Genomic DNA, 20,759 nt, shown 5'->3' on the forward strand with positions numbered 1-20,759 from the left:
TTCGACAGTACCCGGTCAGGCATGCGCCAGACTCCAGCGAACCGCCGCATTCTGATCACTCTCCCGCGCCTCGACCCAATGCGAACCCTCAGGCGTAGTCTCACGCTTCCAGAACGGCGCCCGCGTCTTCAGCACATCCATGATGAACGCGCAGGCCTCGAACGCCGCATGCCGATGCTTGCTGGTCACGCCAACAAACACGATCGGCTCGGTCACCGACAGCGCGCCGACCCGATGCACAATCTCCACCGCCATCAGCGGCCAACGTTCGCGGGCCTGCTCGGCAATCTGCTCCAGAGCCTTCTCGGTCATGCCCGGATAGTGCTCCAGAAACAGCTCGGTCACCGACTGCCCGACGTTCAGATCCCGCACATAACCAATGAAATTCACTACTGCGCCCACCCGTGGGTTGCGCGCATGCAAATCCGCAATCAACTGCCCGGCATCGAAGCCTTTACGCTGGACTCGAACACCCATGTTTCAACCCCCCGTGACCGGCGGGAAAAACGCGATCTCGTCGAAATCCTCGATTGCCTGATCCGGCTGGCACAGCTCCTGATTCACCGCGCACATCAGGTTGCCGGCGCCAAGCACTTCACGCCACACATCGCCACGTTGCATCAGCATCTGCCGCACGTCCTCGACACTGTTGAGCGAGTCGGTCACAGGGATCTTTTCACCCCCCAGATTGAGCCGGTCACGGTAGCTGGCGAAGTAGTTGATCAGAATCATTGCGGGTTCTCCCATTGAAAGTGGCCGGAGCGGCCGCCCTCTTTGCTCAGCAGACGGATGTCGCTGATGACCATCGCCCGGTCCACCGCTTTGCACATGTCGTAGATCGTCAAAGCGGCGACGCTGGCGGCGGTCAGGGCTTCGAGTTCGACGCCGGTCTGGCCGGTGAGGCGGCAGGTGCTGGTGATCTGCACGCGGTCCGGTTCGCAGGCCTTGAGCTCGACGTGGATCGAACTGAGCAGCAGCGCGTGGCACAGCGGAATCAATTCGTGGGTGCGCTTGGCTGCCTGAATCCCGGCGATCCGCGCCACGGCGAATACATCGCCCTTGGGGTGGCCGTTGGACTGGATCATTTGCAGGGTTTCCGGACGCATCTGCACCCAGCCCTGGGCGGTGGCTTCACGGCGGGTCGCGGCTTTTTCGCTGACGTCGACCATGTTGGCGCGGCCCTGATCGTCGAGGTGGGTGAGGGTGTTGCTCATGCGGTGGGCTCCTGGATCGGGCTGTAGATTCGCGGGGCGTTGCGGTGCGGGACGTGGATCAGGTTCAAGCGGTGCTTGAGCGCCCAGCGCACGGTCAATGCGGTGGGGGCGGACAGGCTGACGAGGGTGCCGAGGCGGGCGCGCACGGCTTTGTGGATGAGTTCGAGGCTGCAACGGCTGGTGACCACGACGAAGCCCTGACGCGCATCGAGGCCTTCGAATTGCAAAGCGCCGATCAGTTTGTCGAGGGCGTTGTGGCGGCCGATGTCTTCGCGGCACAGCAGCGCTTCGCCGTCGGCGTCGAAGTACAACGCCGCGTGCAGGGCGCCGCTGCTGCGGGCCAGTTGCTGTGCCTGTTCGATGCGTTGGCGGATGCCGTCGAAATGCGCGGCCGGTGGCAGCGGTGTCGGGGTCAGGATCTCCAGTTGCGGCAGCGCCTGCTCAAGGGCTTCCACGCCGCAGAGGCCGCAGCCGCTGGTGCCCGCCATCTGCCGGCGATGATCCTTCAGCGCCCAGAACGCGCGGCTGGAAATCTGCACGTCGGCCTGACAGGCCTGGTCGAAATGGGTCAGGCGGATGTCGTGGATATCGTCGAGGCGGTCGACGATGGCGTTGCTCAGGCTGAAGCCGCGAATGAAGTCCTCAATGTTGCCTGGCGAGACCATCATCACGGCTTGATTCAGGCCGTTGTAGCTGATGGCCAAAGCGATTTCGGCTGCCAACGCCGCGTGGGACACCGGCGCGTCGTGGAGGTATTCGCGGTAGGCCACTTGCGCCGGTTGTGGCGCGGGGGCGTTGGCGTCGCCCGGTTCGATGAGTTGTTCAACTTGGCACAGCATCTTGAAAAGTCCCCGAAGCGCTGAAGTGGGTTCAGGCTACGGGGCAGGGAAAAGTGCGTCCAATCGCTTGTTCCGATGCAGTGATTGGATTGGTCGATGACCGCAGGCGAACCTGAAGACGCTACACCGAAGTGCAACGTTTCAGGCTACTTGGGGAGGGCTAAACGGCAGGCGCCTCGATCCCGAACATCTTGCGCGCCTCGGCAAAACACTTCTCGGCAATCGCCGAGCGCGGTTCGGTCTTGCGCATCACCAGCCCCAGTGGCGCGAGCACACTGGCATCCGGCAGGTTGATGAAGGCCAGGTGCTCGATCGGCTCTTCCAGCCCGCTGTCCAGCGGCATGATCGAGCAGCAGAAGCCCTGGTGAATCGCCTGCAGCAATTGATAGGTCGAATCGCTTTCCATGATCGGCTGAGGATTCAACCCGCGACTGCGGAAACTCAAATCGATGGATTTGCGGTAGTGCATGCCGGTAGTGATCATCCCCAGCGGCAGTTCGGCGGCATCTTCCCAGCTCATTTCCGGGCCTTCGAAATGGAAGTGGCGGGTGTCGTAGAGCAGGCCGACGCGGGTTTCGCCGATCTCGAAGAACTCGAAATAGTTCGGGTTGACGTGGTCCAGATAACACACGCCCAGGTCCAGCTGATTGTTGCCCAGGCCCTCGATGATCTCGTCCGAACTCAGCGACGACAGGCTGTACTTCAGCTCCGGATAAGTCCCGGACAAACCCTGAATGTAATTCACCGGGTTGAAGTTGCTCAGCGGCACCAGCCCCAGGCGCAGGCTACCGACCAGTTGCCCCCGGCAGGCCGCGGCTTCGGCAAACAGCCCGTCGTGGGCCGCCAGCAGCGTGCGGGCCCAGGCCAGTACGCGCTCGCCGGCCTGGGTGAACCCTTCGAAGCGCTGGCCGCGATTGACCAGCACCAGATCCAGTTCGTCTTCCAGATTGCGCAGGCGCATCGACAGGGTCGGCTGGGTGATGTGGCAGCGCGCGGCGGCCTGGCCGAAGTGGCGGGTTTCGTCCAGCGCGATCAGGAACTTGAGTTGTTTGATGTCCACGACGGCACCTGCTCGATAAGGAATTTTGATTGAGTATTGACGCAGATGCGTACGGCGCACGGAAAGCGCAGGGAGCGACGATCTCACCGAGGGCTTTTTTCGTCCAATCGGCAGTGTTTAAGAGCCTATCGAGGGTTTCGATGACGCCCGTTTTCATTGGGCCGGACAGCACTCGAGGCGCTGAAAAAATTCACCGATAGAGCAGGTCGATAGAGTGGTTGGCCAGAGTGATTAGACAGTCCTCACAAGCGGCACTTAGGCTCGTCATCCATTGAATTGACGACGGCCGGAGAGTGCCATGAGTGTTAAATCGGATGCCTTGTTCGTTCCCCTGAATATTGCCGTGCTGACGGTCAGCGATACCCGCGATTACGCCAGTGACACCTCCGGCCAATTGCTGGTCAGCCGCTTGCTGGAGGCCGGCCACACCTTGAGTGAGCGCAACCTGCTCAAGGACGACCTGTACAAGATCCGCGCCCAGGTCGCGCAGTGGATCGCCGACGACGGCATTCAAGTGGTGCTGATCACCGGGGGCACCGGTTTCACCGGGCGTGACAGCACTCCGGAAGCCGTGGCCTGCCTGCTGGACAAGCAGATCGACGGCTTTGGCGAGCTGTTCCGCGCCATCTCGATTCTCGACATCGGCACCTCCACCGTGCAAAGCCGTGCGCTGGCCGGCCTGTCCAACGGCACGCTGGTGTGCTGCCTGCCGGGTTCCACCGGCGCTTGCCGCACCGCGTGGGAAGGCATCCTCGCCGAACAACTGGATAACCGTCATCGCCCGTGCAACTTCGTTCCGCACCTCAAGCCGGTGCAAGCCTGCGGGCCGCGCGGATGAGCAAGCCCGGGTTGATGCCGGTCGAGGACGCCCTCGACCAACTGCTGGCGATGGCCGATGAACAACGTCTGCCGGACAGTGAATCGGTGCCGCTCAATGAAGCGCGCGGACGCGTGCTGGCCAGCGATCTGGTCGCCGCCCTCGATCTGCCGCCGTGGCCGAACAGCGCCATGGACGGCTACGCCTTCAACTTTGCCGACCTGCATCGCCAGCCGTTGAGCGTGTCACAGCGGGTCTATGCCGGGATGGCGCCGGACGCCTTGCTGTCCGGCACCTGCGCACGGATTTTCACCGGCGCGCCGTTGCCCATGGGCGCCAATTGCGTGGAGATGCAGGAAAATGTCGAAGTGCTGGAGGACGGTCGCGTCCGTTTCCTGCAACCGCTGAAAGTCGGCCAGAACATCCGCGCCCAGGGCCAGGAGAACCGCGTCGGCGACACCTTGCTGCGCGCCGGCAAACGCCTCGGCCCGTTCGAACTGGCCGTCGCCGCAGGGCAGGGCATGACCCATTTGCCGGTGGTACGTCGCCCGCGTGTGGCGTTGCTGTCGACCGGTGACGAGCTGGTGGAACCAGGGCAACCGCTGCGTCCCGGCAGCATCTACAACAGCAACCGCACCTTGCTCGACCACTGGTTGCGAGAACTGGGTTGCGAAGTGATCGACGCCGGGGTTCTTCCCGATCGCCCGGCGCAGACCCGGCTCAAACTCGAGCAACTGCAAGTGGCGGCCGATCTGATTCTGACTACCGGCGGCGTGTCTGCCGGTGACGCCGACTGCCTCGGCCAAGTGCTGCGCGACAACGGCAAACCGCTGCTGTGGAAACTCGCGATCAAACCCGGCAAACCGCTGACGGTCGGCCATTTCGGCACAGTGCCGGTGATCGGTCTGCCGGGCAATCCGACCTCGGCGCTGGTGACCTTCGGCCTGCTGGCGCGCCCGTATCTGCTGCGTATTCAAGGCGTGGAAGAGGTGATGCCGCTGAGTTTCACGGTCAACGCCGGCTTCGACTGGCCGAAACCCGGCAGCCGTCGCGAATACCTGCGGGTGCGTCTGGAAAGCGGGCAGGCGGCGCTGTATCCGAACCAGAGTTCCGGGATTCTGCTCGGCGCGACCTGGGCCGACGGGCTGGTGGAAATCCCCGAGAACAGCACCTTGCAGAGGGGCGATCCGCTGCGTTTTATCCCGTTCAGCGAGCTGTTCTGAGCGCGATCAAAAGGTGTAGACCACTTGCCCGGCGAGTGAGGCCTGCAACCGGCGCTCGACTATCGGGCTGTCGGCCGCTTCGTGGCTCAGGTATTGCACCGCCAGAACGGTCGACACGCTCCATTGCTCATCCAGCGGCAACGACCAGGTCAGGTTCGCACCGCGACTGACCAGGCCACCTCGGGCGTTGTAGGCCCGGAACTGGCTGCGCGAGGCCTGGGCATCGCTGACGCCGTACCAGGTGCGCATGTAGTTGCTGTCGCCGAACTGGCTGTTGAGGCCGCCGGTAACCTTGCCGTAACGGCCTTCGTAGAACGGCGCGCTGATGCTCAGCTTGAGGCGGTTCCACGACGAGCCGGTGTCGTGGTCATCTTCGTCCTTTTCCAGCGCATGCTCGAAGTTTGCGCCGAGGATGATCGGGCCCATGTGATACGTCCCGTCGAGCCCGATCACCGGGCGCGACTTGATCGAGCCCATGCCGTTGAGCTTGTCCGAACCTTTGAATCCGGTCTTGCGATCCTTGCGCACGTCGCTGGCGCCGATGTAGACGCTGAGGCCGAAGTCCTCTTCGTCGAAGCCCCAGCCGAGGCCTCGGCTGCTGTCGAGAAACACGCCGTAAGGGCTGACAATTTCCACACCCACCAATGGCGCCACTACCCGCTCATCACTGCCGCTGTAACGCGGCGCACTGGCCGCACCAGCACGCAGGGTGGCGTGCCAGTCTTCGGCGCGCAGCGAGTCGCCCGGCAGCAGCAGGCAGAGGGAGGTCAGGGACAGCGAAAATGTGCGTAACGAAACCGGCATGGGGCACCCGAGGGGAGGTTGGATGCGCCCATGCTAGTGAGGTGGCGGCCGGCAATCTTTGGCAGCTTTGTCGGGAAACTGTCAAAGACTGTGAAGCCGCCGTTGGCGCTGAATCAGAAGTCCCACTTGGTGGTCAGCATCAGGTTGCGCGGCTCGCCGTAGAACGTGGTGTCGAAGTTGCCCAGACCCGTCAGGTACTTCTTGTCGAACACGTTGTTGGCGTTGACGGTGAAGCTCAGGTGCTCGTTGTACTGATAGCGGGTCATCAGGTCGACCAGGGTGTAGCCGCCCTGTTTGATGCGCGTGTAATCGCCGGCGGGAGCGCTGTAGATCTTGCCGTAGAACGCGCTCTGCCAGCTGATGCCGCCACCGACGGTGACCTTGTCGAGCATGCCCGGCAAACGATAAGTGGTGAAGGTGCGCACCACGTGTTCCGGTTTGGTGGTGGACAGCGGGTAGCCGTAGATCCGCTGTTCGTCGGCATCGCGGGTGCGGGCGTAGGTGTAGCCGGCGGAGAGGTTCCAGCCGTCGGCCAGTTCGCCGGCCAGTTCCAGCTCCACGCCTTTGGTGGTGGCGCCGTCGATGGCTTTGTAGATGCCTTCGTTGGTGACGGCGTTGGTGCCGATCGACTCGGCGACGCCGTCCTGCTCGATGCGGAAGAACGCCAGGCTGGCGTTCAGGCGACCGTCGAAATACGCCGCTTTCAGACCGGCTTCATAGCTGTCGCCTTCTACCGGGGCCAGGGTCGAGCCGTTGATGTCCTTGTAGGTTTGCGGCTGGTAGATGCTGGTGTAGCTGGCGTACACCGAGTAGGTGTCGTCGAGGTCATAGACCAGCCCCGCGTATGGCGTGACCACGCCGTGCTCCTTGTAGCTGGCGTTGGTGTCGTCGAGGCCGGCGCCGGCGTTGTAACGGTAGTCTTCATTGTATTTGAAGGTGCTCAGGCGGCTGCCGAGGATCACCGACAAATCGTCGGTCGGGTGCAGGTGGGTGGCCAGGTAAACGCCGTTCTGGCTTTGGGTGCGTTCGTATTTGCCGTTCTTCGGGAAGTCCTGTTTCGGCAGGTCGCCGTTCCAGTCGTAGATGCTGCCCGGTACGAGTTCGAAAGCGCTGGTGTCGTAGGTCGAACCGGTCTGGCGCGAGTGCGAAGTCATCACGCTGGCGATCAGCTCATGCTCGCGGCCGCCGAGGGTGAACGGGCCGGAGACGTTGACGTCAGCGGTGTTCTGCACCCGATGACCTTCCCAGCGGCCCCAGTACAGGAACATGCCTTCGCCGGTGGCGCGATCCGGGTTACCGCCACTGGCCGAGGCCAGTCGAGTGTCGTGGTCGGTGGTTTTCTGGTCGAGGCTGACCTTGAATTTCCAGTCGTTGGCCAGCGCCTGTTCCAGCGAGGCGAAGTAGGTGATGTTGTCGAAATCGCGACGGCTCCAGTCGGCGCCGTTGTTGAAGTGGCGCGGGAAGTCGGTGCGGCCGCCGTCGGCGAAATACACCGGATTGCCGGTCCACGACGTACCGCGCGGGGTGGTGCTGGACTTGTCGATGCCGAAGGTCAGCAGGGTGTCGTCGGTCAGGTCGGCTTCGAGGATGCCGTAGAACAGATCCTTCTTCTGGCTGTAGTGATCGAGATAGGAATTCTTGTCCGAATACGCGCCGACAAAGCGGCCGCGCACATTGCCCGAATCGGTCAGCGAACCGGAAATATCGCCCACCGTGCGATAAGCGTCCCACGAACCGACAGTGCCACTGATCGAGGCCTTGAACTCTTTGGTCGGCTTCTTGCGGATCAGGTTGACCGTGGCTGACGGATCGCCCGAGCCGGTCATCAGGCCGGTGGCGCCCTTGATCACTTCCACACGGTCGATGCTGGAGGCGTCGTCGCCGTTGTTCGGGTTCTCGCCGTAGACGCCGTCGTAGGGCAGGTTGACGCCGTCGTACTGGAAGTTGGTGATGGCAAAACCGCGAGCGGAAAACTCGGTGCGGTCGCTGTCGTATTTCTGGGTCGAGATGCCTGGAGTGTTGCGCAGCGCATCGCCGATGCTTTGCACTCCACGGTCGTCCATTTGCTGGCGGGTGATCACCGTCACCGATTGCGGCGTTTCGCGGATCGACAACGGCAAACCGGTGGCCGAGGACGTCGCGCCGGTGGTGTAAGACTGCGTGCCTTCGGTGGTGGCCCCCAGGCCTTGGGCGGAAATATTGGTCGCGCCCAGTTGCAGGGTTTCTTTTTTCGCCGGGATTTCAGCGGCGTGGGCGGTGGCGGCAAAACTCACAACGGCCAGCGCCAGCGGGCGCAAGGCAAAACGGAAACGGACGTGCGACATGGAGATCCCTTTGCATCGAATCGATCGGTAGTTGAAGTGCTTCTGGTGGGTTAACCGAACAAGCGATGCAAAAGGGAACTGCGGTCTGAAAAATAAACGGAATCGATGCTCAGCGAGTCAGGCCAAGGCGTTCATGCCACTGGGCGATGGACTCTTCGGGGTAGACGTCGAATTGCTGATCCCTGGCGCTCGCCTGCACTTCGACCCACGGCGCCTTGGAGCCGAGCATCAGATGAGTGTGTTCAGGCGGCACCGGCAGCGGCGTGTCAATGGCCGAGGCGAACGGGTGGATCAGCTCCGGCCACTCCGGGCTGAACAGCCACAGACCGCTGCCGCACAGCGAGCAGAAATGCCGTTCGGCGGTGCTGCGGTGGGCGCGGGCATCGCCTTCGTCTTTCATTTTCGCGTGGTAGATCGTGATGTGTTTGCGCCCGCGCACCTTGAGGCTGGCCGCGTCGCCGCCGAGGTTGATCGCAAAGCCGCCACCGCCCTGGGTCTTGCGGCAGATCGAGCAGTAGCAGCGCTGATAAGGGTAGGGGTGGGCGCTGTCGAGAGTGAATGAAACCGCGCCGCAGTGGCAGGAGCCTTCGAGGTGCATGAGTGGCCTCCAATGTTTTTGTCGATGCGGTTCAGCCTAGAAGAGATGGGGTGAATGTGCTGCCGCCATCGCGAGCAGGCTCGCTCCCACATTGGGAGCGCATTTCAAGTGTGGGAGCGGGCTTGCTCGCGAAGAACGATAACGCGGTGCAACTGGACGCCCGCGCAAAGCCCGGTCAGCATGTCCGCAAAAAAAGGGACCCAAACCCATGCGCCGATTACCTTCCCTGGCCGCCCTGCGAACCTTCGAATGCGCTGCCCGTCACGCGCACTTCGGTCGTGCCGCCGCCGAGCTGTGCGTCACCGACAGCGCCGTCAGCCATCAGATCCGCCAGCTCGAAGAGCAACTGGGCGTGTCGCTGTTCATCCGCGAAGGCCGGCAGATTCGCCCGACCATCGCCGCCGGGCGCTTGATGCAGAGCCTGCAACAGGCCTTCGAGCTGATCGGCGATGCCTGTGACGAGTTGCGCGATCCGTCCTCGCTCGCCGTGTTGCGGCTGGCGGTCACGGCGGAGCTGGCGCAGAAGTGGCTGATGAACCGTCTCACCGATTTCTACGCGCGTTATCCGCACATCACCTTGCACCTCTACGAACAGCCAATCGACGCCACCGCGCCCGGCGAAGACATCGATCTGGCGATCACCTACGGCACCGGTCCGGTGGACAGCAGCGCGTACTTCGTCCGCCCGTTGCCGGCGTTGCAGTTCTTTCCGGTGTGCAGCCCCGGTCTGTTCAACCAGGGCAACCTGAAAAACCCGAAGGACCTGGCCCGCCATTGCCTGCTGCACGACGATCAGGACGGCAAGACCTGGACGGCGTGGCTGACCAGCCATGCCGGCGACCTGCGTCCGGAGCGCCAGTTGTATTTCGCCCACGCCGGCCTCGCGCTGGAGGCTGCGGCGCAAGGGCAGGGCGTGGCGATGGGTGACAACCTCACGGCGCAGGAGGACTTGCAGAACGGGCGTCTGGTGCGCCCGTTCACCTCCAGCATGACCGCGCTGGGCCAATACGCGCTGGTCTGCGAGCGGGTGCGGCTGGAGCGCCCGGCGGTGGCGCAAATGCTGGAATGGTTCAACGATCAACTGGTCGATTGATGAGTTGAATTCAACTGTTCCGAAATAATCATCGTTGGCGGCGCGACCGCCCACGACCGTAGCCTGAGGTCATTCCCATCCCGATGACGAGGTTTGACCATGGCACGTTTGCTCGACTCCACCCCGAAACAGGACGGCTTCCGTCTGCCCGGCGAATTCGAAGCCAAGTCCGGTTGCTGGCTCGGCTGGCCGGAGCGCACCGACGTCTGGCGCAACGGCGCCAAGCCTGCACAGAAAGTCTGGGTGCAGATCGTCACCGCGATCTCCCACAGCGAACCGGTGACGGTCTGCGCTTCGGCATCCCAGTTCGCCACCGCCCGCCGTCAGTTGCCGCCGCAAGTGCGGGTGGTGGAGATGACCTGCAACGACACCTGGTTTCGCGACAGCGGCCCGTGCTTTGTGGTCAACGATCAAAGCGGTGAAGTGCGTGGCGTCGACTTCGAGTTCAACGCCTACGGCGGCCTCGACGGCGGGCTCTACTACCCGTGGGACAAGGACGACCAGATCGCCAGCAAGATCCTCGAAATCGAACGCTTCGACCGTTATCGCGCGCCATTGATTGCCGAACTCGGCGGGATCCAGAGTGACGGCCAGGGCAGCATCCTCACCACCGAGCAATGCCTGCTCAACCGCAATCGCAACCAGCACCTGGGCAAGGACGAAGTGACCCGCCGGCTGACCGATTACCTCGGCGCCGAGCAAGTGATCTGGCTGCCGCGCGGTTGCAAGTTCGACGAAACCGACGGGCACGTCGACGACCTCGCGTGCTTCGTGCGCCCCGGCGAAGTGGTGCTGCAATGGACCGACAACCGCGACGATCCGCAGTGGGAAATCTATCAGGAGGCCTACGACATCCTGCGCAGCACCCGCGACAGCCGTGGCCGCGAACTGATCGTGCACAAGCTGCCGCAACCGGACGTGCTGGAGTGGACCGCCGAAGAAGCCGAAGGCCTCGATCAGCAGGACAGCACCCACACCCGCCAGGCCGGCACCAAAATCTGTGCGTCGTACATCAACTACTACGCCGGCAACAGTTCGATCGTGGTGCCGCTGTTCGGTGATCGCAACGATCAGGTGGCGCTGGCGACCCTCGCCGAACTGTTCCCGCAGCACAAGATCGTCGGCATCGAAAACTCCCGGGAAATCCTGCTCGGTGGCGGCAACGTCGCGTGCATCACCATGCCGCAATACGCCGGCCAGAAAAAAGGAGCCTGACCATGGGCCTGCACAAACTGAGTAAAGCGTTATTGCTGGTGCTTGCACCCCTGTGTGTGCAGGCTGCCGAAACAGCGAAACCGGTGGTCAACCTGTACATCTGGGGCGAGTACCTGGCCCCGGATACCCTGAAGAATTTCGAGGCGAAAACCGGGATTCGGGTGGTCGCCGATCACTTCGATTCACTGGAAACCGTCGAGACCAAACTGCTCACCGGCCGCAGCGGCTACGACCTGGTGCTGACCGCCGGCCAGCACCTGTCGCGGGCCATCGAGAGCGGCGCGATCCAGACCCTGAACAAGCAGCAGCTCCCGCACTTTGCCGGGGTCGGCGATGAGTTCCGTCAGCACATGGCGGTGTTCGATCCGGGCAACCGCTACGCCGGGATCTACGCCTGGGGCACCACCGGCGTCGGCTATCAGGAGGAGGCCGTGAAGCAGCGCCTGCCGGACGCGCCGAGGGACAGTTGGGCGATGTTGTTCGATCCGGCAGTGGTGTCGAAATTCGCCGATTGCGGGGTGAGCCTGCTCAACGACCCGAACGAAGTGTTCGCGGCGGTCATGAAGTACATGGGCCTGGACATCAACCGCCAGAGCCTCGACGACCTGAAACTCGCCGAGCAGCAACTGGCGAAGATCCGCCCGTACATCCGCTACTTCGACAATGACCTCAACATCAGCGACCTGGCCAACGGCAACACCTGCGTGGCGATGTCGTGGAACGGCAACGTTGCCATCGCGGCGGGTCAGGCTCAGGCGGCCAACAAGCCGTTCAAGTTGAATTACCGGATTCCGAAGGAGGGCACGCTGATCTGGTTCGATGCCATGGTCATTCCCAAGGATGCACCGCATCCCGAGGCCGGGCTGGCATTGATGGATTATTTGATGACGCCTGAAGTGATCGCGCCGATCACTGACACCATTCACTACGCCAACGCGATCACGGCGGCGGATGGCTTGATCGATCCGGCGATTCGCAATGATCCGGGGACCTATCCACCGCAGGCGGTGAGGGCTTCGCTGTACAGCAAGAATGACAATGGCAAGGCGTTCAACCGGGCGTTGATCCGGGCATTCAGCCGGTTGAAGTCGGGGTTGTGAACGGGGGGCGGGAATCATCCTGAAGCGGTTTGTACGTGGGCGTGTGGGGGTGAGTCTGGTAGTTTTTTCGCCATGGATCTGAACCGGCAATGACGCCGGATGCCCTCTCGGCTCCTGACTTTTCAGGATCTGGAGTGGCCACTTTTCAAGGAAGAAAAACATGCCAATCAAACCGCCGGTCAAGGGCTCGGGCCCGGCCGATGTTCATTTGAAACCTTCCACCGACGGCTCTGCGTCGGGGCCGGTGATTCGACCGAGTGTCCATGGCAATCTGCCGGAGCCGCCCGCAGTTTTCAGTGGCGCACGGACGCCCCATCACAGCCACGAGGTTGTCAGCCCTCCGTCATCGATCACCTTTCGCGATGCACTGCCGGTGGTGGAGGTCGCGCCCACCGTCGGGCAACCGTCGCTGGAGGCGTATCACGTCCCGGCGGCGAGCCGGCTGACAGACATCGACGCCGACGGCTTCAGGACGTTCAAGGGGCGTCAGTTCGCCGAATTGCCCGGTCAGGGCATCGTTCAGGTCGGCGCCGACCCGCAAACCGGTTTGTACCGGGCCAGACTGGCCAGCGAACTCAATCCTTCCGGCCCGGTGCTGGAGCGCGACAGCGACGGCAAGCTTTGGCACCCGCTGGAAGAGTTTGCCACCGACCGTTTTCGCACCCCCGACCCGCGAAGTGAAGTCGCCTCGACACTGGAGGCCATGCCGCATCCGGAGGGCGACGAAGGACGGGCTCGTGCGGACGACGCCGACGACGAATTCGAGCTTGCCTCCGAATCGATGCCGGTCAAGCCCTACACCGATCAGGAACTGGTGAGCATGCGCGATGAAGTGCGCTATTCCTTCCGGGGCAATCGCCTGGGCACCTACGACCGTGCCAACAACGGCAAATACCCGCTACGCGACACCCTGGGCAGACCGGTGCGGATCCGCAAGCTGGAGACATTGGTCACACTGACCACCGGGGAGCGTTTCCGCTCGGAGCCGATCAAGCCCTACATCAAGTTCGAAGGCTATGAAGACGTCGCGAGGCTCTACGAAGAGAAACTCGAGCTGCGCACCTTTACCGAGGCCGACATGAAGGTCCCTGGCGAAAAAGCGCTGATCGGACAACTCATGGTGGTCGCCAACAAACGAATCAGCAAAGGCGAGGCGCTGGGCCTCTACGGCGGGACGCTCAGCCCGGTGCGTCTGGTACGACGCGAAGAACAGACGTTCACCATGCTGGCGGGTTTCAGCGTGCATTACACACCAGGAAAGTTTGTTGAAGATCCAGTTGTGGTCATCGGCGACAACATCATTTCGCGGATCAACTCGAACTTCGAATACGACGCCACCGGCAAACCGATCCATCAATCGCCGGACGGCTATAACGTGCAGATCGTCGGGTTCAAAGTCGAAGCGGACATGCTGATCGGCGACCGGCTGGTCAACCGGCCCTACATGTTGAACGCGCTGTTTGCCTCGGAGGATATTGCGGCGGGAACCGAGTTGCGCTGGAACTACAATTATTCGGACAAAGAGATGAAGATGATCTTTCCGTAAATAGCCAAAGGCAGAGCGCGCCGACCGTATACATCGAGCTGATATTCCCAATCGATCAAGGATTCAGTAAAACCGGATCAAGTCGGCGTATATCTGAAATATCCCCCAATCGGTTCCCTCTCCCTTGGGAGAGGGCTAGGGTGAGGGGCTTTTCGGCACCCGCCACAAATACCAGGCCGCCACCGTCCGAAACGGCTTCCAGTCCAACCCGATCTCAACCATCTGCTTGCGCGCAGGCTGCACCTCCAGCCCCTTCAACCGCCGATACCCCTCGCGAACCCCAAAGTCATCCGCCGGCAGAATGTCCGGCCGCTCCAGGCTGTAAATCAGCAACATCTCAACGGTCCAGCGCCCAACCCCGCGCAGGCTGACCAATTGCTCGATCAGCGCCTCATCCTCCATCGCCAGCGCCGTGGCGTAATCCGGCACCACACCGTCCAGAGTCGCCTGGGCAATCCCCTGAATCGTCGCAATCTTGCCCGCCGAAAACCCACAACCGCGCAATTGATCGAAGTCCGTCGCCAGAATCTGCTCCGGACGCGGAAACGTCTGTCCGGGAAACAACCCCACCAACCGCCCGACAATCGCATCGCCCGCCTTGGCGTGCAGTTGCTGATAGGCGATCGCCCGCACCAGCGACTCATAAGGTTCGCGCGCCGGATGCGGCTGATGCAGGCAAGGGCCGACCGCAGCAATGTGGCGCTGCCAGTCGGCGTCGAGGCTGGCCAGAAATTCGCTGGCCGGTTGGTAGGGATCAGGCATGACTTACTTCAACAGACCGTTGACTTCGCCGTAGGTGAAGGCCTTGAGGTCATGGGTGTCGAGCTTGCCGCTGGCGAGAAAGCTTTTCACCAGCGCGCCCATGGCGCCGTACATGAACTCGGCGATCCCGGAACCAGCGCTCAAGCGGCGTACGCCGAGGGTTTGCAGTTCTTCGGGGGAAGGCAGGCAAGCGAAGCCCAGAACGTTGACCGGCAGTATCGTGCCTTTGCAGATCGCTTCGATTTCGTAGGCAGATGTCACCCCGGCAGCGAACAATCCATCCGCCCCGGCCGCCTGATACAGCGCCGCGCGGTGCAGGGTTTCGGCGACACGATCCTCGGCCGGCACCAGACTTTTGAGGTAAACGTCGGTGCGGGCGTTGATGAACAGCTTCACATTGCGCTTGTCGGCCACTTGCCGCGCGACTTCAATCTTGCGCACCAGCAGTTCCGGCGTGCCGCTGCCGTCTTCGATATTGATCCCGACCGCGCCCGCGGCGAGCACGGCATCAATCACTTCGGCAACCCGGCCGAGGTCATCGGAATAACCGGCCTCGATGTCCACGCTCAACGGAACCTCAATGACCCGGGCAATCGACTCCACGGTGCTGATCAAACGCTCCAGCGGCAGGGTATTGCCGTCCGGATAACCGTGGGCCCAGGCGACAGCGGCGCTGCTGGTGGCGACAGCTTTGCCACCCAACTGCTCGACCAGCCGCGCACCGGTGGCGTCGGCGACGTTGGTCAGGATCAGCAGGCCATCGTGGTGCAACTGGTGAAACTGAGTGTCGAGCGAGTTCATCGAGATCCCTTCTTGTCGGTTGTTCAGAAAGCCAGAGGTTGCGTCAGCTGCACGGCGGCGTTTTCCAGCCGGAGCAAAAACGCCTTGCGCGGTTGCCCACCACCATAGCCGGTCAATGAGCCGTCCGCACCGATCACCCGATGGCACGGCACGACAATCGAGAGCCGATTGTGCCCGTTGGCCAGCCCCACCGCGCGACTGGCGCCGGGTTTGCCCAGTCGTGCGGCGATGGTGCCGTAAGTGCTGGTGTGGCCGTAGGGGATTTGCCGCAGTTCGCTCCAGACTTGCCGGGCAAACTCGCTGCCGGGCAGGTGCAGCGGCACGCTGAATTCGCTCAGCTTGCCGGCGAAGTACAGCGCCAGCTCGTTTTCGATCTGCTGCAAATGCGCGTTGTGCCCCGGTGCGACCACGTAGCCGTAGCGGTTCTGCAATTCTTCAACTTCTCGGGTCAGCGCCGGACGGTCGAGAAACTCCAGCAATACCAGCCCGCGTCGTTCTGCCATGGCGATCATCGGCCCCAACGGCGTGGTCAGGCGGGTGAACAGCAACGGCTCGCTGGATGCCGCGCGTCCCGGCGTGATGTGGAACGACTTCTGAAACGCATCGCGAAAACCGCTGAGGGATTCATAGCCGGAATCGAACGCCGCGTGATCGATGGACGTGCCTTGCTTGATCCCGCCCAATGCCACACCGAGCCGCCGGGTGCGCAGCCACGCATGGAAAGTCATGCCGAAATGCTGTTTGAACCAACGCCGCAGCTTCAGCGGTTCGATGCCCTCGGCGAGCAGTTGCGCATCGCTCCAGCGCATCTCCGAATCGGCGTCGACGGCCTTGAGCAGCCGTTGCACCCAGTCCGGGGCGATGGCCGCAGCGTCCAGCGGTTTACAGCGCAAGCAGGCGCGATAACCGGCGGACAGGCATTCGTCAGCGTGGGCGAAGAACTCGACGTTTTCCGGTTTCGGCTTGCGCGCCGTGCAGGTAGGGCGGCAAAAGATCCCGGTGGTTTTCACGGCCGTGAAGAACACGCCTTCATAGGCAGTATCGCTTGCGAGCATGGCGCGAACCATTTCGGCGTGAGGGGGCAGGACAGCGGCTTGTATGTTCATGGGCCGAGGATAAAACCAGTTATTCGATGGCTCCACCGAAAAATCGACAGTGAATTTTCGGGCCGCTGCACTACAGTGATCGGGTCGCTACAACTCGGGAAATGAAGGTATGCCACCGTTCACGATTCAACACATCGATCACATCGTGCTGCGCGTCGCCGATCTGCAACGCAGCATTGATTTCTACGACCGGGTCTTCGGTGCCGAAGTGGTCAAGCGCAACGAAAAGTTCGGCCTGGTGCACCTGCGTGCTGGCACGTCGATGATCGATCTGGTCGACCTCGACGGCGAAATCGGCCGCAAGGGTGGCGCCGCTGCCGGCAGCGAACGGCGCAACGTCGATCACTTCTGCCTGCGCATCGAGCCGTTCGATGAAGCGGCACTGGTCAGCCATCTGCAATCCTGCGGCCTGACCGTCGAAAAAGCCGCCACCCGTTTTGGAGCCGAGGGCTACGGCCTGTCGCTGTACTGCTTCGACCCGGACGGCAATCAGGTCGAACTCAAAGGCCCGTCCGAAGCTTAGGCGCGTTTGGCCATCAGCAACACCGAAGCCGCCGCCGACAGCAGCCCCGCGCAGCAACGGTTGAAAATCCGTTTGCCGCGCGGCTCGGCGAACCAGCGGCGCATATGCAGGCCCATGTAGGCGTAGGCGCTGATGGCGATCCATTCCAGCAGCAGGAACAGCACGCCCAGCAGCATGAACTGCGGGGTGATGGCGCGGGTCGGGTCGACGAATTGCGGCAGAAAAGCGGTGAATATAAGAATTGCCTTGGGATTGCCCGCCGCCACTAACAACTCCTGACGCGCCAGGGCCAGAAGCCCGCTCGCCGGCGCAGTAACCGCGTCTTCGGCGGCAGGATTGGCCCGCCACAGCTGCCACGCCAGATACAGCAGATACCCCGCGCCGACAATCTTGATCCCATAGAACAACAGTTCGGACGTTTGCAGCACCACTGCCAGCCCCGCCGCCGCAAGGGCGATCATTCCGGCGAACGCCAGCAACCGACCGATCCCGGCCACGCAGGCGCGACGATAGCCGTAGCGGGTGGCGTTGCTGACCGACAGCAGGTTGTTCGGCCCCGGCGCCATGTTCAAGGCGAAGCAGGCGGGCAGAAACAGGGAGAGGGTGGCGAGATCCATGGGGCGGGCTCCGGTGACGGGAGCGGTATTTTTATCACGCGGGCGTGCGGGCCTGAACCGTACAGTCAGGCAGCAGTGTCGCGGTACAGCGACGGTCGGGCGTACATCCGTTCGAACTTTCTGCCGTCCCGTCAACTCTGAATTCGTCACAGGGTGATGAATCCGCCAGAAAAAAATCATCTGGCGGGTCAGAAAGGACAATTGCCGTGTAAGCTTTCGCGCAATGCTTTTCCATTTCCCCATGGCCCCAGGCGGCCCACTGTACGAGCGACTACATGCAAGCAAAGGCCCGCGAGGTTCATGTACCACCGGTGTTGCAGGACCTGCGCGCCGGCACGGCCGAACTGCACATTGCACTGGAAAAACGCCTTCCTTTCTTCTCCGACACCCTTGATCTGCAGGCCTTCGAGCGACTGATGCGCGCTTATTACGGCTTCTATCAGCCACTGGAAAATGCATTGCAGGACAGCGGCGAGATCCCGGACGATTTCGATCTGGTTTCGCGCCTCAAGGCGCCGACCCTGCAACGCGATCTGCAAGCGTTGGGCGCGAATGGTGGAGCGTTTTCGCTCTGCCGCCAGTTGCCCGCCATCGACTCCGCCGCCGCCTGCCTGGGCGTGCTGTACGTGCTGGAAGGCGCAACCCTCGGCGGACAGATCCTGCGCCGGGAAATCGCCGCACGACTGAGCCTGGACGCGGACAACGGTGCAGCGTTCCTGGACATCTACGGCGCTGCCACCGGCCGGCGCTGGCGCGATTTCATCGAATACCTGGGCAGTCGCCCGATGGACGCCGACGAGCGTGAAGCCGTCGTGGCGGCCGCCCACACTACATTCAGCTGTTTCGAGCGCTGGCTCGAAAGCCAGGAGGTTCTGGTATGACCCCGCAAGACAAAGAAGCCTTTGAAGAGTTGCTGGCCAACTGCGCCGACGAGCCGATCCGCTTTCCCGGCGCGATCCAGCCGCACGGTTTGCTGCTGACCCTGAGCGAGCCGGACCTTTCGATCATCCAGATCAGCGCCAACGTCGAGACCTTGCTCGCGCGACCGGCGCAAGAGCTGATCGGCCAGCCACTGCAAAGCCTGATCGGCGATGCTCATGCCGCGCAGGTTCGCGAGGCCTTGCAGCAACCGGCCTTGTCCGATGCGCCGCCGCTGCACTTCGCCTCAACGGCACAGCGTTCGAAGGTTTGCTGCACCGGCATCAGGATGTGCTGATCCTGGAGCTGGAAATCCACGTCGAGAACTTCCAGCCGCGTAACGTCGCCGGCACCGAAACCCACTTGGGACGGATGCTCGCGCGCCTGCAAAAGGCTCAGAGCCTGCAGGCGCTGTACGACATCAGCGTCAGGGAAATCCAGGCCATGACCGGTTACGACCGGGTGCTGATCTATCGCTTCGAAGAGGAGGGCCACGGTCAGGTTATCGCCGAAGCGTCCGACCCATCGATGGAAGTGTTCAACGGCTTGTTCTTCCCGGCCTCCGACATCCCCGAGCAGGCCCGCGAGCTGTACCGCACCAACTGGCTGCGGATCATTCCGAATGCCGACTACCAACCGGTGCCGCTGGTGCCCAAGTTGCGCCCGGACACCCAGACCCCGCTGGACCTGAGCTTCGCGACGCTGCGCAGCGTGTCGCCGATCCACTGCCAGTACATGAAGAACATGGGCGTACTGTCCTCGATGAGCATTTCGCTGCTCAAGGGCGACCGGCTCTGGGGCTTGATCAGTTGCGGCAACCGCCAGCCGCTGCACGTGCCGCACGAGTTGCGCACCGCATGCCAGACCATCGGCCAGGTGCTGTCGTTGCAGATCAGCGCGATGGAAGCGCTGGAGGTCAGCCGTCAACGGGAGGAAAAGGTCGAGGCGCTGGCGCTGCTCAATCAGGCGATGATCGATTCGCCACAGAACGTCTTCGATGGCTTGGCCAATCAGCCGCAGGTGTTGATGGCGCTGGCCAATGCCGGCGGCATCGCAATCATCGAAGACAAGCAATTGCACCGTTACGGCAACTGCCCGGAGCCGGAAGAAATTCGAGCCCTGCACAAATGGCTGCAGGAGCGTGGCGAGCCGGTGTTTGCCAGTCATCACCTGGCCAGCGTCTATCCGCCGGCTGCGCAGTATCAGCAGGTCGCCAGCGGTGTGCTCGCCATGAGCCTGCCGAAACCGGTGGACAACGGCGTGCTGTGGTTCCGCCCCGAAGTCAAAGAGAACATCAACTGGAGCGGCGACCCGCGCAAGCCGCTGGATTTGGAAAACTCCGACGCCGGCCTGCGCCTGCGGCCGCGTACTTCGTTCGAAATCTGGAAGGTCGAGATGGCCGGGATTTCCACCAAGTGGAGCCACGGCGATCTGTTTGCCGCCAACGACCTGCGTCGCTCGGCGCTGGAAAATGACCTGGCCCGTCAGGTGCGCCGCGAGCAGGAAGCGGTGCGCGCCCGCGACGAACTGGTGGCGGTGGTGTCCCACGACCTGCGCAACCCGATGACCGTGATCTCGATGCTCTGCGGCATGATGCAAAAGGCTTTCAGCTCGGACGGGCCGCACACTTCGCGGCGCATCTCGACCGCCATCGATACCATGCAGCAAGCCGCCGGGCGCATGAACACGCTGCTGGAAGACTTGCTCGATACCTCGAAAATCGACGCCGGGCGCTACACCATCGCGCCGCAGAAACTCGATGTCGCGCAGATGTTCGAAGAGGCGCAATCACTGCTCGCACCGCTGGCGCTGGACAAGGACATCAGCATCTCGTTCGAGGCCGATCCCGATCTGAGCATCCACGCCGATCCCGAGCGGCTGTTTCAGGTGCTGTCGAATCTGGTCGGCAACGCGATCAAGTTCACCCCGCGCCTGGGCACGGTCGACGTGTATGCCAAATCGGTCGGTGACGACATCGTCTTCACGGTCCGCGACAGCGGCGAAGGCATTCCCAAGGATCACTTGCCGCATGTGTTCGACCGTTACTGGACGGTGAAGGAAGGCAATCCGAACGGCACCGGGCTGGGCCTGTACATCACGCAAGGCATCGTCGAGGCCCATGGCGGGCGGATCGTTGCCGAGAGTGAGCCGGGGCAGGGCAGTGAGTTCCGCTTCACCGTGCCGCGTCAGGACTGAAAA

Annotated in this window: 20 protein-coding genes and 1 pseudogene; 9 read left to right on the forward strand and 12 right to left on the reverse strand. The window is 62.5% G+C overall.

Annotated elements, in window-relative coordinates:
- Positions 1-15: 15 nt before the first annotated feature.
- The 5 genes from moaE to K5E37_RS02660 form a co-directional block, all read right to left on the reverse strand.
- A complete protein-coding gene (gene moaE / locus K5E37_RS02640; protein ID WP_221533055.1) occupies positions 16-477 on the reverse strand; it encodes a molybdopterin synthase catalytic subunit MoaE in 462 nt (153 codons plus the stop codon).
- A 3-nt stretch (positions 478-480) separates the two neighbouring features.
- Positions 481-732, reverse strand: a complete 252-nt coding sequence (gene moaD / locus K5E37_RS02645) for a molybdopterin converting factor subunit 1 (protein WP_221533056.1) — start codon at positions 730-732, stop codon at positions 481-483.
- Positions 729-1,214 (reverse strand): cyclic pyranopterin monophosphate synthase MoaC, encoded by a 486-nt coding sequence (moaC, locus tag K5E37_RS02650; RefSeq protein WP_221533057.1) that lies wholly within the window; start codon positions 1,212-1,214, stop codon positions 729-731. The genes moaD and moaC overlap by 4 nt, the downstream gene beginning before the upstream one ends.
- Positions 1,211-2,053, reverse strand: coding sequence for a formate dehydrogenase accessory sulfurtransferase FdhD (fdhD, locus tag K5E37_RS02655; RefSeq protein WP_221533058.1), 843 nt, complete (start codon positions 2,051-2,053; stop codon positions 1,211-1,213). The genes moaC and fdhD overlap by 4 nt, the downstream gene beginning before the upstream one ends.
- Positions 2,054-2,213: 160 nt before the next feature.
- Positions 2,214-3,113 carry a LysR family transcriptional regulator gene (locus K5E37_RS02660; RefSeq protein ID WP_007957027.1) on the reverse strand — a complete coding sequence of 300 codons (900 nt, stop codon included), beginning with the start codon at positions 3,111-3,113 and terminating at the stop codon, positions 2,214-2,216.
- Positions 3,114-3,411: 298 nt separating this feature from the next.
- Here K5E37_RS02660 and moaB point away from each other — a divergent pair, with 298 nt between their 5' ends.
- Both moaB and glp read left to right on the forward strand, forming a co-directional pair.
- Positions 3,412-3,951, forward strand: coding sequence for a molybdenum cofactor biosynthesis protein B (gene moaB, locus K5E37_RS02665; RefSeq protein ID WP_039770868.1), 540 nt, complete (start codon positions 3,412-3,414; stop codon positions 3,949-3,951).
- A complete protein-coding gene (glp, locus tag K5E37_RS02670) occupies positions 3,948-5,153 on the forward strand; it encodes a gephyrin-like molybdotransferase Glp (RefSeq protein ID WP_221533125.1) in 1,206 nt (401 codons plus the stop codon). The genes moaB and glp overlap by 4 nt, the downstream gene beginning before the upstream one ends.
- Before the next feature lie 6 nt (positions 5,154-5,159).
- Here glp and K5E37_RS02675 read toward each other — a convergent pair whose 3' ends face one another.
- The 3 genes from K5E37_RS02675 to K5E37_RS02685 form a co-directional block, all read right to left on the reverse strand.
- Positions 5,160-5,957, reverse strand: coding sequence for a MipA/OmpV family protein (locus K5E37_RS02675; RefSeq protein ID WP_221533059.1), 798 nt, complete (start codon positions 5,955-5,957; stop codon positions 5,160-5,162).
- A 113-nt stretch (positions 5,958-6,070) separates the two neighbouring features.
- On the reverse strand, positions 6,071-8,281 hold the full coding sequence (locus K5E37_RS02680) for a TonB-dependent siderophore receptor (RefSeq protein WP_221533060.1): 2,211 nt from the start codon (positions 8,279-8,281) through the stop codon (positions 6,071-6,073).
- A 109-nt stretch (positions 8,282-8,390) separates the two neighbouring features.
- Positions 8,391-8,879 carry a GFA family protein gene (locus K5E37_RS02685; RefSeq protein WP_221533061.1) on the reverse strand — a complete coding sequence of 163 codons (489 nt, stop codon included), beginning with the start codon at positions 8,877-8,879 and terminating at the stop codon, positions 8,391-8,393.
- Positions 8,880-9,087: 208 nt separating this feature from the next.
- On the opposite strand from K5E37_RS02685, the gene K5E37_RS02690 reads away from it, so the two are divergent.
- From K5E37_RS02690 to K5E37_RS02705, 4 genes are all read left to right on the forward strand, one after another.
- A complete protein-coding gene (locus K5E37_RS02690) occupies positions 9,088-9,972 on the forward strand; it encodes a LysR substrate-binding domain-containing protein (RefSeq protein WP_221533062.1) in 885 nt (294 codons plus the stop codon).
- Between the two features lie 99 nt (positions 9,973-10,071).
- On the forward strand, positions 10,072-11,187 hold the full coding sequence (gene aguA, locus K5E37_RS02695; protein WP_007957016.1) for an agmatine deiminase: 1,116 nt from the start codon (positions 10,072-10,074) through the stop codon (positions 11,185-11,187).
- Between the two features lie 2 nt (positions 11,188-11,189).
- Complete coding sequence (locus tag K5E37_RS02700) at positions 11,190-12,287, forward strand: extracellular solute-binding protein (protein WP_221533063.1); 1,098 nt, start codon at positions 11,190-11,192, stop codon at positions 12,285-12,287.
- Positions 12,288-12,447: 160 nt separating this feature from the next.
- Complete coding sequence (locus K5E37_RS02705; protein ID WP_221533064.1) at positions 12,448-13,833, forward strand: hypothetical protein; 1,386 nt, start codon at positions 12,448-12,450, stop codon at positions 13,831-13,833.
- 135 nt (positions 13,834-13,968) lie between these two features.
- Here K5E37_RS02705 and K5E37_RS02710 read toward each other — a convergent pair whose 3' ends face one another.
- Genes K5E37_RS02710 through K5E37_RS02720 form a run of 3 tightly spaced genes read right to left on the reverse strand, consistent with a single transcriptional unit; the run spans position 13,969 to position 16,502 of the window.
- Positions 13,969-14,595: a DNA-3-methyladenine glycosylase gene (locus tag K5E37_RS02710; RefSeq protein ID WP_221533065.1), complete on the reverse strand. Its 627-nt coding sequence runs from the start codon at positions 14,593-14,595 to the stop codon at positions 13,969-13,971.
- A 3-nt stretch (positions 14,596-14,598) separates the two neighbouring features.
- Positions 14,599-15,396, reverse strand: a complete 798-nt coding sequence (locus tag K5E37_RS02715) for an isocitrate lyase/phosphoenolpyruvate mutase family protein (RefSeq protein ID WP_221533066.1) — start codon at positions 15,394-15,396, stop codon at positions 14,599-14,601.
- A 23-nt stretch (positions 15,397-15,419) separates the two neighbouring features.
- Positions 15,420-16,502, reverse strand: coding sequence for a bifunctional transcriptional activator/DNA repair enzyme AdaA (locus tag K5E37_RS02720; RefSeq protein WP_221533067.1), 1,083 nt, complete (start codon positions 16,500-16,502; stop codon positions 15,420-15,422).
- A 109-nt stretch (positions 16,503-16,611) separates the two neighbouring features.
- On the opposite strand from K5E37_RS02720, the gene K5E37_RS02725 reads away from it, so the two are divergent.
- Positions 16,612-17,025: a VOC family protein gene (locus K5E37_RS02725; RefSeq protein ID WP_221533068.1), complete on the forward strand. Its 414-nt coding sequence runs from the start codon at positions 16,612-16,614 to the stop codon at positions 17,023-17,025.
- Here K5E37_RS02725 and K5E37_RS02730 read toward each other — a convergent pair.
- The gene (locus K5E37_RS02730) at positions 17,022-17,642 is read right to left on the reverse strand and encodes a LysE family translocator (protein ID WP_221533069.1); all 621 of its coding nucleotides are present in this window, start codon (positions 17,640-17,642) and stop codon (positions 17,022-17,024) included. The genes K5E37_RS02725 and K5E37_RS02730 overlap by 4 nt on opposite strands.
- A 275-nt stretch (positions 17,643-17,917) precedes the next feature.
- On the opposite strand from K5E37_RS02730, the gene K5E37_RS02735 reads away from it, so the two are divergent.
- Positions 17,918-18,523: a biliverdin-producing heme oxygenase gene (locus tag K5E37_RS02735; RefSeq protein ID WP_221533070.1), complete on the forward strand. Its 606-nt coding sequence runs from the start codon at positions 17,918-17,920 to the stop codon at positions 18,521-18,523.
- Positions 18,520-20,756: pseudogene (locus K5E37_RS02740) on the forward strand (ATP-binding protein). The gene K5E37_RS02735 and the pseudogene K5E37_RS02740 overlap by 4 nt, the downstream one beginning before the upstream one ends.
- Positions 20,757-20,759: the final 3 nt, after the last annotated feature.

Origin of the sequence: Pseudomonas sp. RIT778 (assembly GCF_019718735.1) — a bacterium.
Classification (GTDB): Bacteria; Pseudomonadota; Gammaproteobacteria; order Pseudomonadales; family Pseudomonadaceae; genus Aquipseudomonas; species Aquipseudomonas aphyarum.

Excerpts from the sequence above, each read along its gene's own strand:
- moaE (WP_221533055.1), bottom strand. The coding sequence starts at position 477 with ATGGGTGTTCGAGTCCAGCGTAAAGGCTTCGATGCCGGGCAGTTGATT.
- moaD (WP_221533056.1), bottom strand. The coding sequence starts at position 732 with ATGATTCTGATCAACTACTTCGCCAGCTACCGTGACCGGCTCAATCTG.
- moaC (WP_221533057.1), bottom strand. The coding sequence starts at position 1,214 with ATGAGCAACACCCTCACCCACCTCGACGATCAGGGCCGCGCCAACATG.
- fdhD (WP_221533058.1), bottom strand. The coding sequence starts at position 2,053 with ATGCTGTGCCAAGTTGAACAACTCATCGAACCGGGCGACGCCAACGCC.
- moaB (WP_039770868.1), top strand. The coding sequence starts at position 3,412 with ATGAGTGTTAAATCGGATGCCTTGTTCGTTCCCCTGAATATTGCCGTG.
- glp (WP_221533125.1), top strand. The coding sequence starts at position 3,948 with ATGAGCAAGCCCGGGTTGATGCCGGTCGAGGACGCCCTCGACCAACTG.
- K5E37_RS02675 (WP_221533059.1), bottom strand. The coding sequence starts at position 5,957 with ATGCCGGTTTCGTTACGCACATTTTCGCTGTCCCTGACCTCCCTCTGC.
- K5E37_RS02680 (WP_221533060.1), bottom strand. The coding sequence starts at position 8,281 with ATGTCGCACGTCCGTTTCCGTTTTGCCTTGCGCCCGCTGGCGCTGGCC.
- K5E37_RS02685 (WP_221533061.1), bottom strand. The coding sequence starts at position 8,879 with ATGCACCTCGAAGGCTCCTGCCACTGCGGCGCGGTTTCATTCACTCTC.
- K5E37_RS02690 (WP_221533062.1), top strand. The coding sequence starts at position 9,088 with ATGCGCCGATTACCTTCCCTGGCCGCCCTGCGAACCTTCGAATGCGCT.
- aguA (WP_007957016.1), top strand. The coding sequence starts at position 10,072 with ATGGCACGTTTGCTCGACTCCACCCCGAAACAGGACGGCTTCCGTCTG.
- K5E37_RS02700 (WP_221533063.1), top strand. The coding sequence starts at position 11,190 with ATGGGCCTGCACAAACTGAGTAAAGCGTTATTGCTGGTGCTTGCACCC.
- K5E37_RS02705 (WP_221533064.1), top strand. The coding sequence starts at position 12,448 with ATGCCAATCAAACCGCCGGTCAAGGGCTCGGGCCCGGCCGATGTTCAT.
- K5E37_RS02710 (WP_221533065.1), bottom strand. The coding sequence starts at position 14,595 with ATGCCTGATCCCTACCAACCGGCCAGCGAATTTCTGGCCAGCCTCGAC.
- K5E37_RS02715 (WP_221533066.1), bottom strand. The coding sequence starts at position 15,396 with ATGAACTCGCTCGACACTCAGTTTCACCAGTTGCACCACGATGGCCTG.
- K5E37_RS02720 (WP_221533067.1), bottom strand. The coding sequence starts at position 16,502 with ATGAACATACAAGCCGCTGTCCTGCCCCCTCACGCCGAAATGGTTCGC.
- K5E37_RS02725 (WP_221533068.1), top strand. The coding sequence starts at position 16,612 with ATGCCACCGTTCACGATTCAACACATCGATCACATCGTGCTGCGCGTC.
- K5E37_RS02730 (WP_221533069.1), bottom strand. The coding sequence starts at position 17,642 with ATGGATCTCGCCACCCTCTCCCTGTTTCTGCCCGCCTGCTTCGCCTTG.
- K5E37_RS02735 (WP_221533070.1), top strand. The coding sequence starts at position 17,918 with ATGCAAGCAAAGGCCCGCGAGGTTCATGTACCACCGGTGTTGCAGGAC.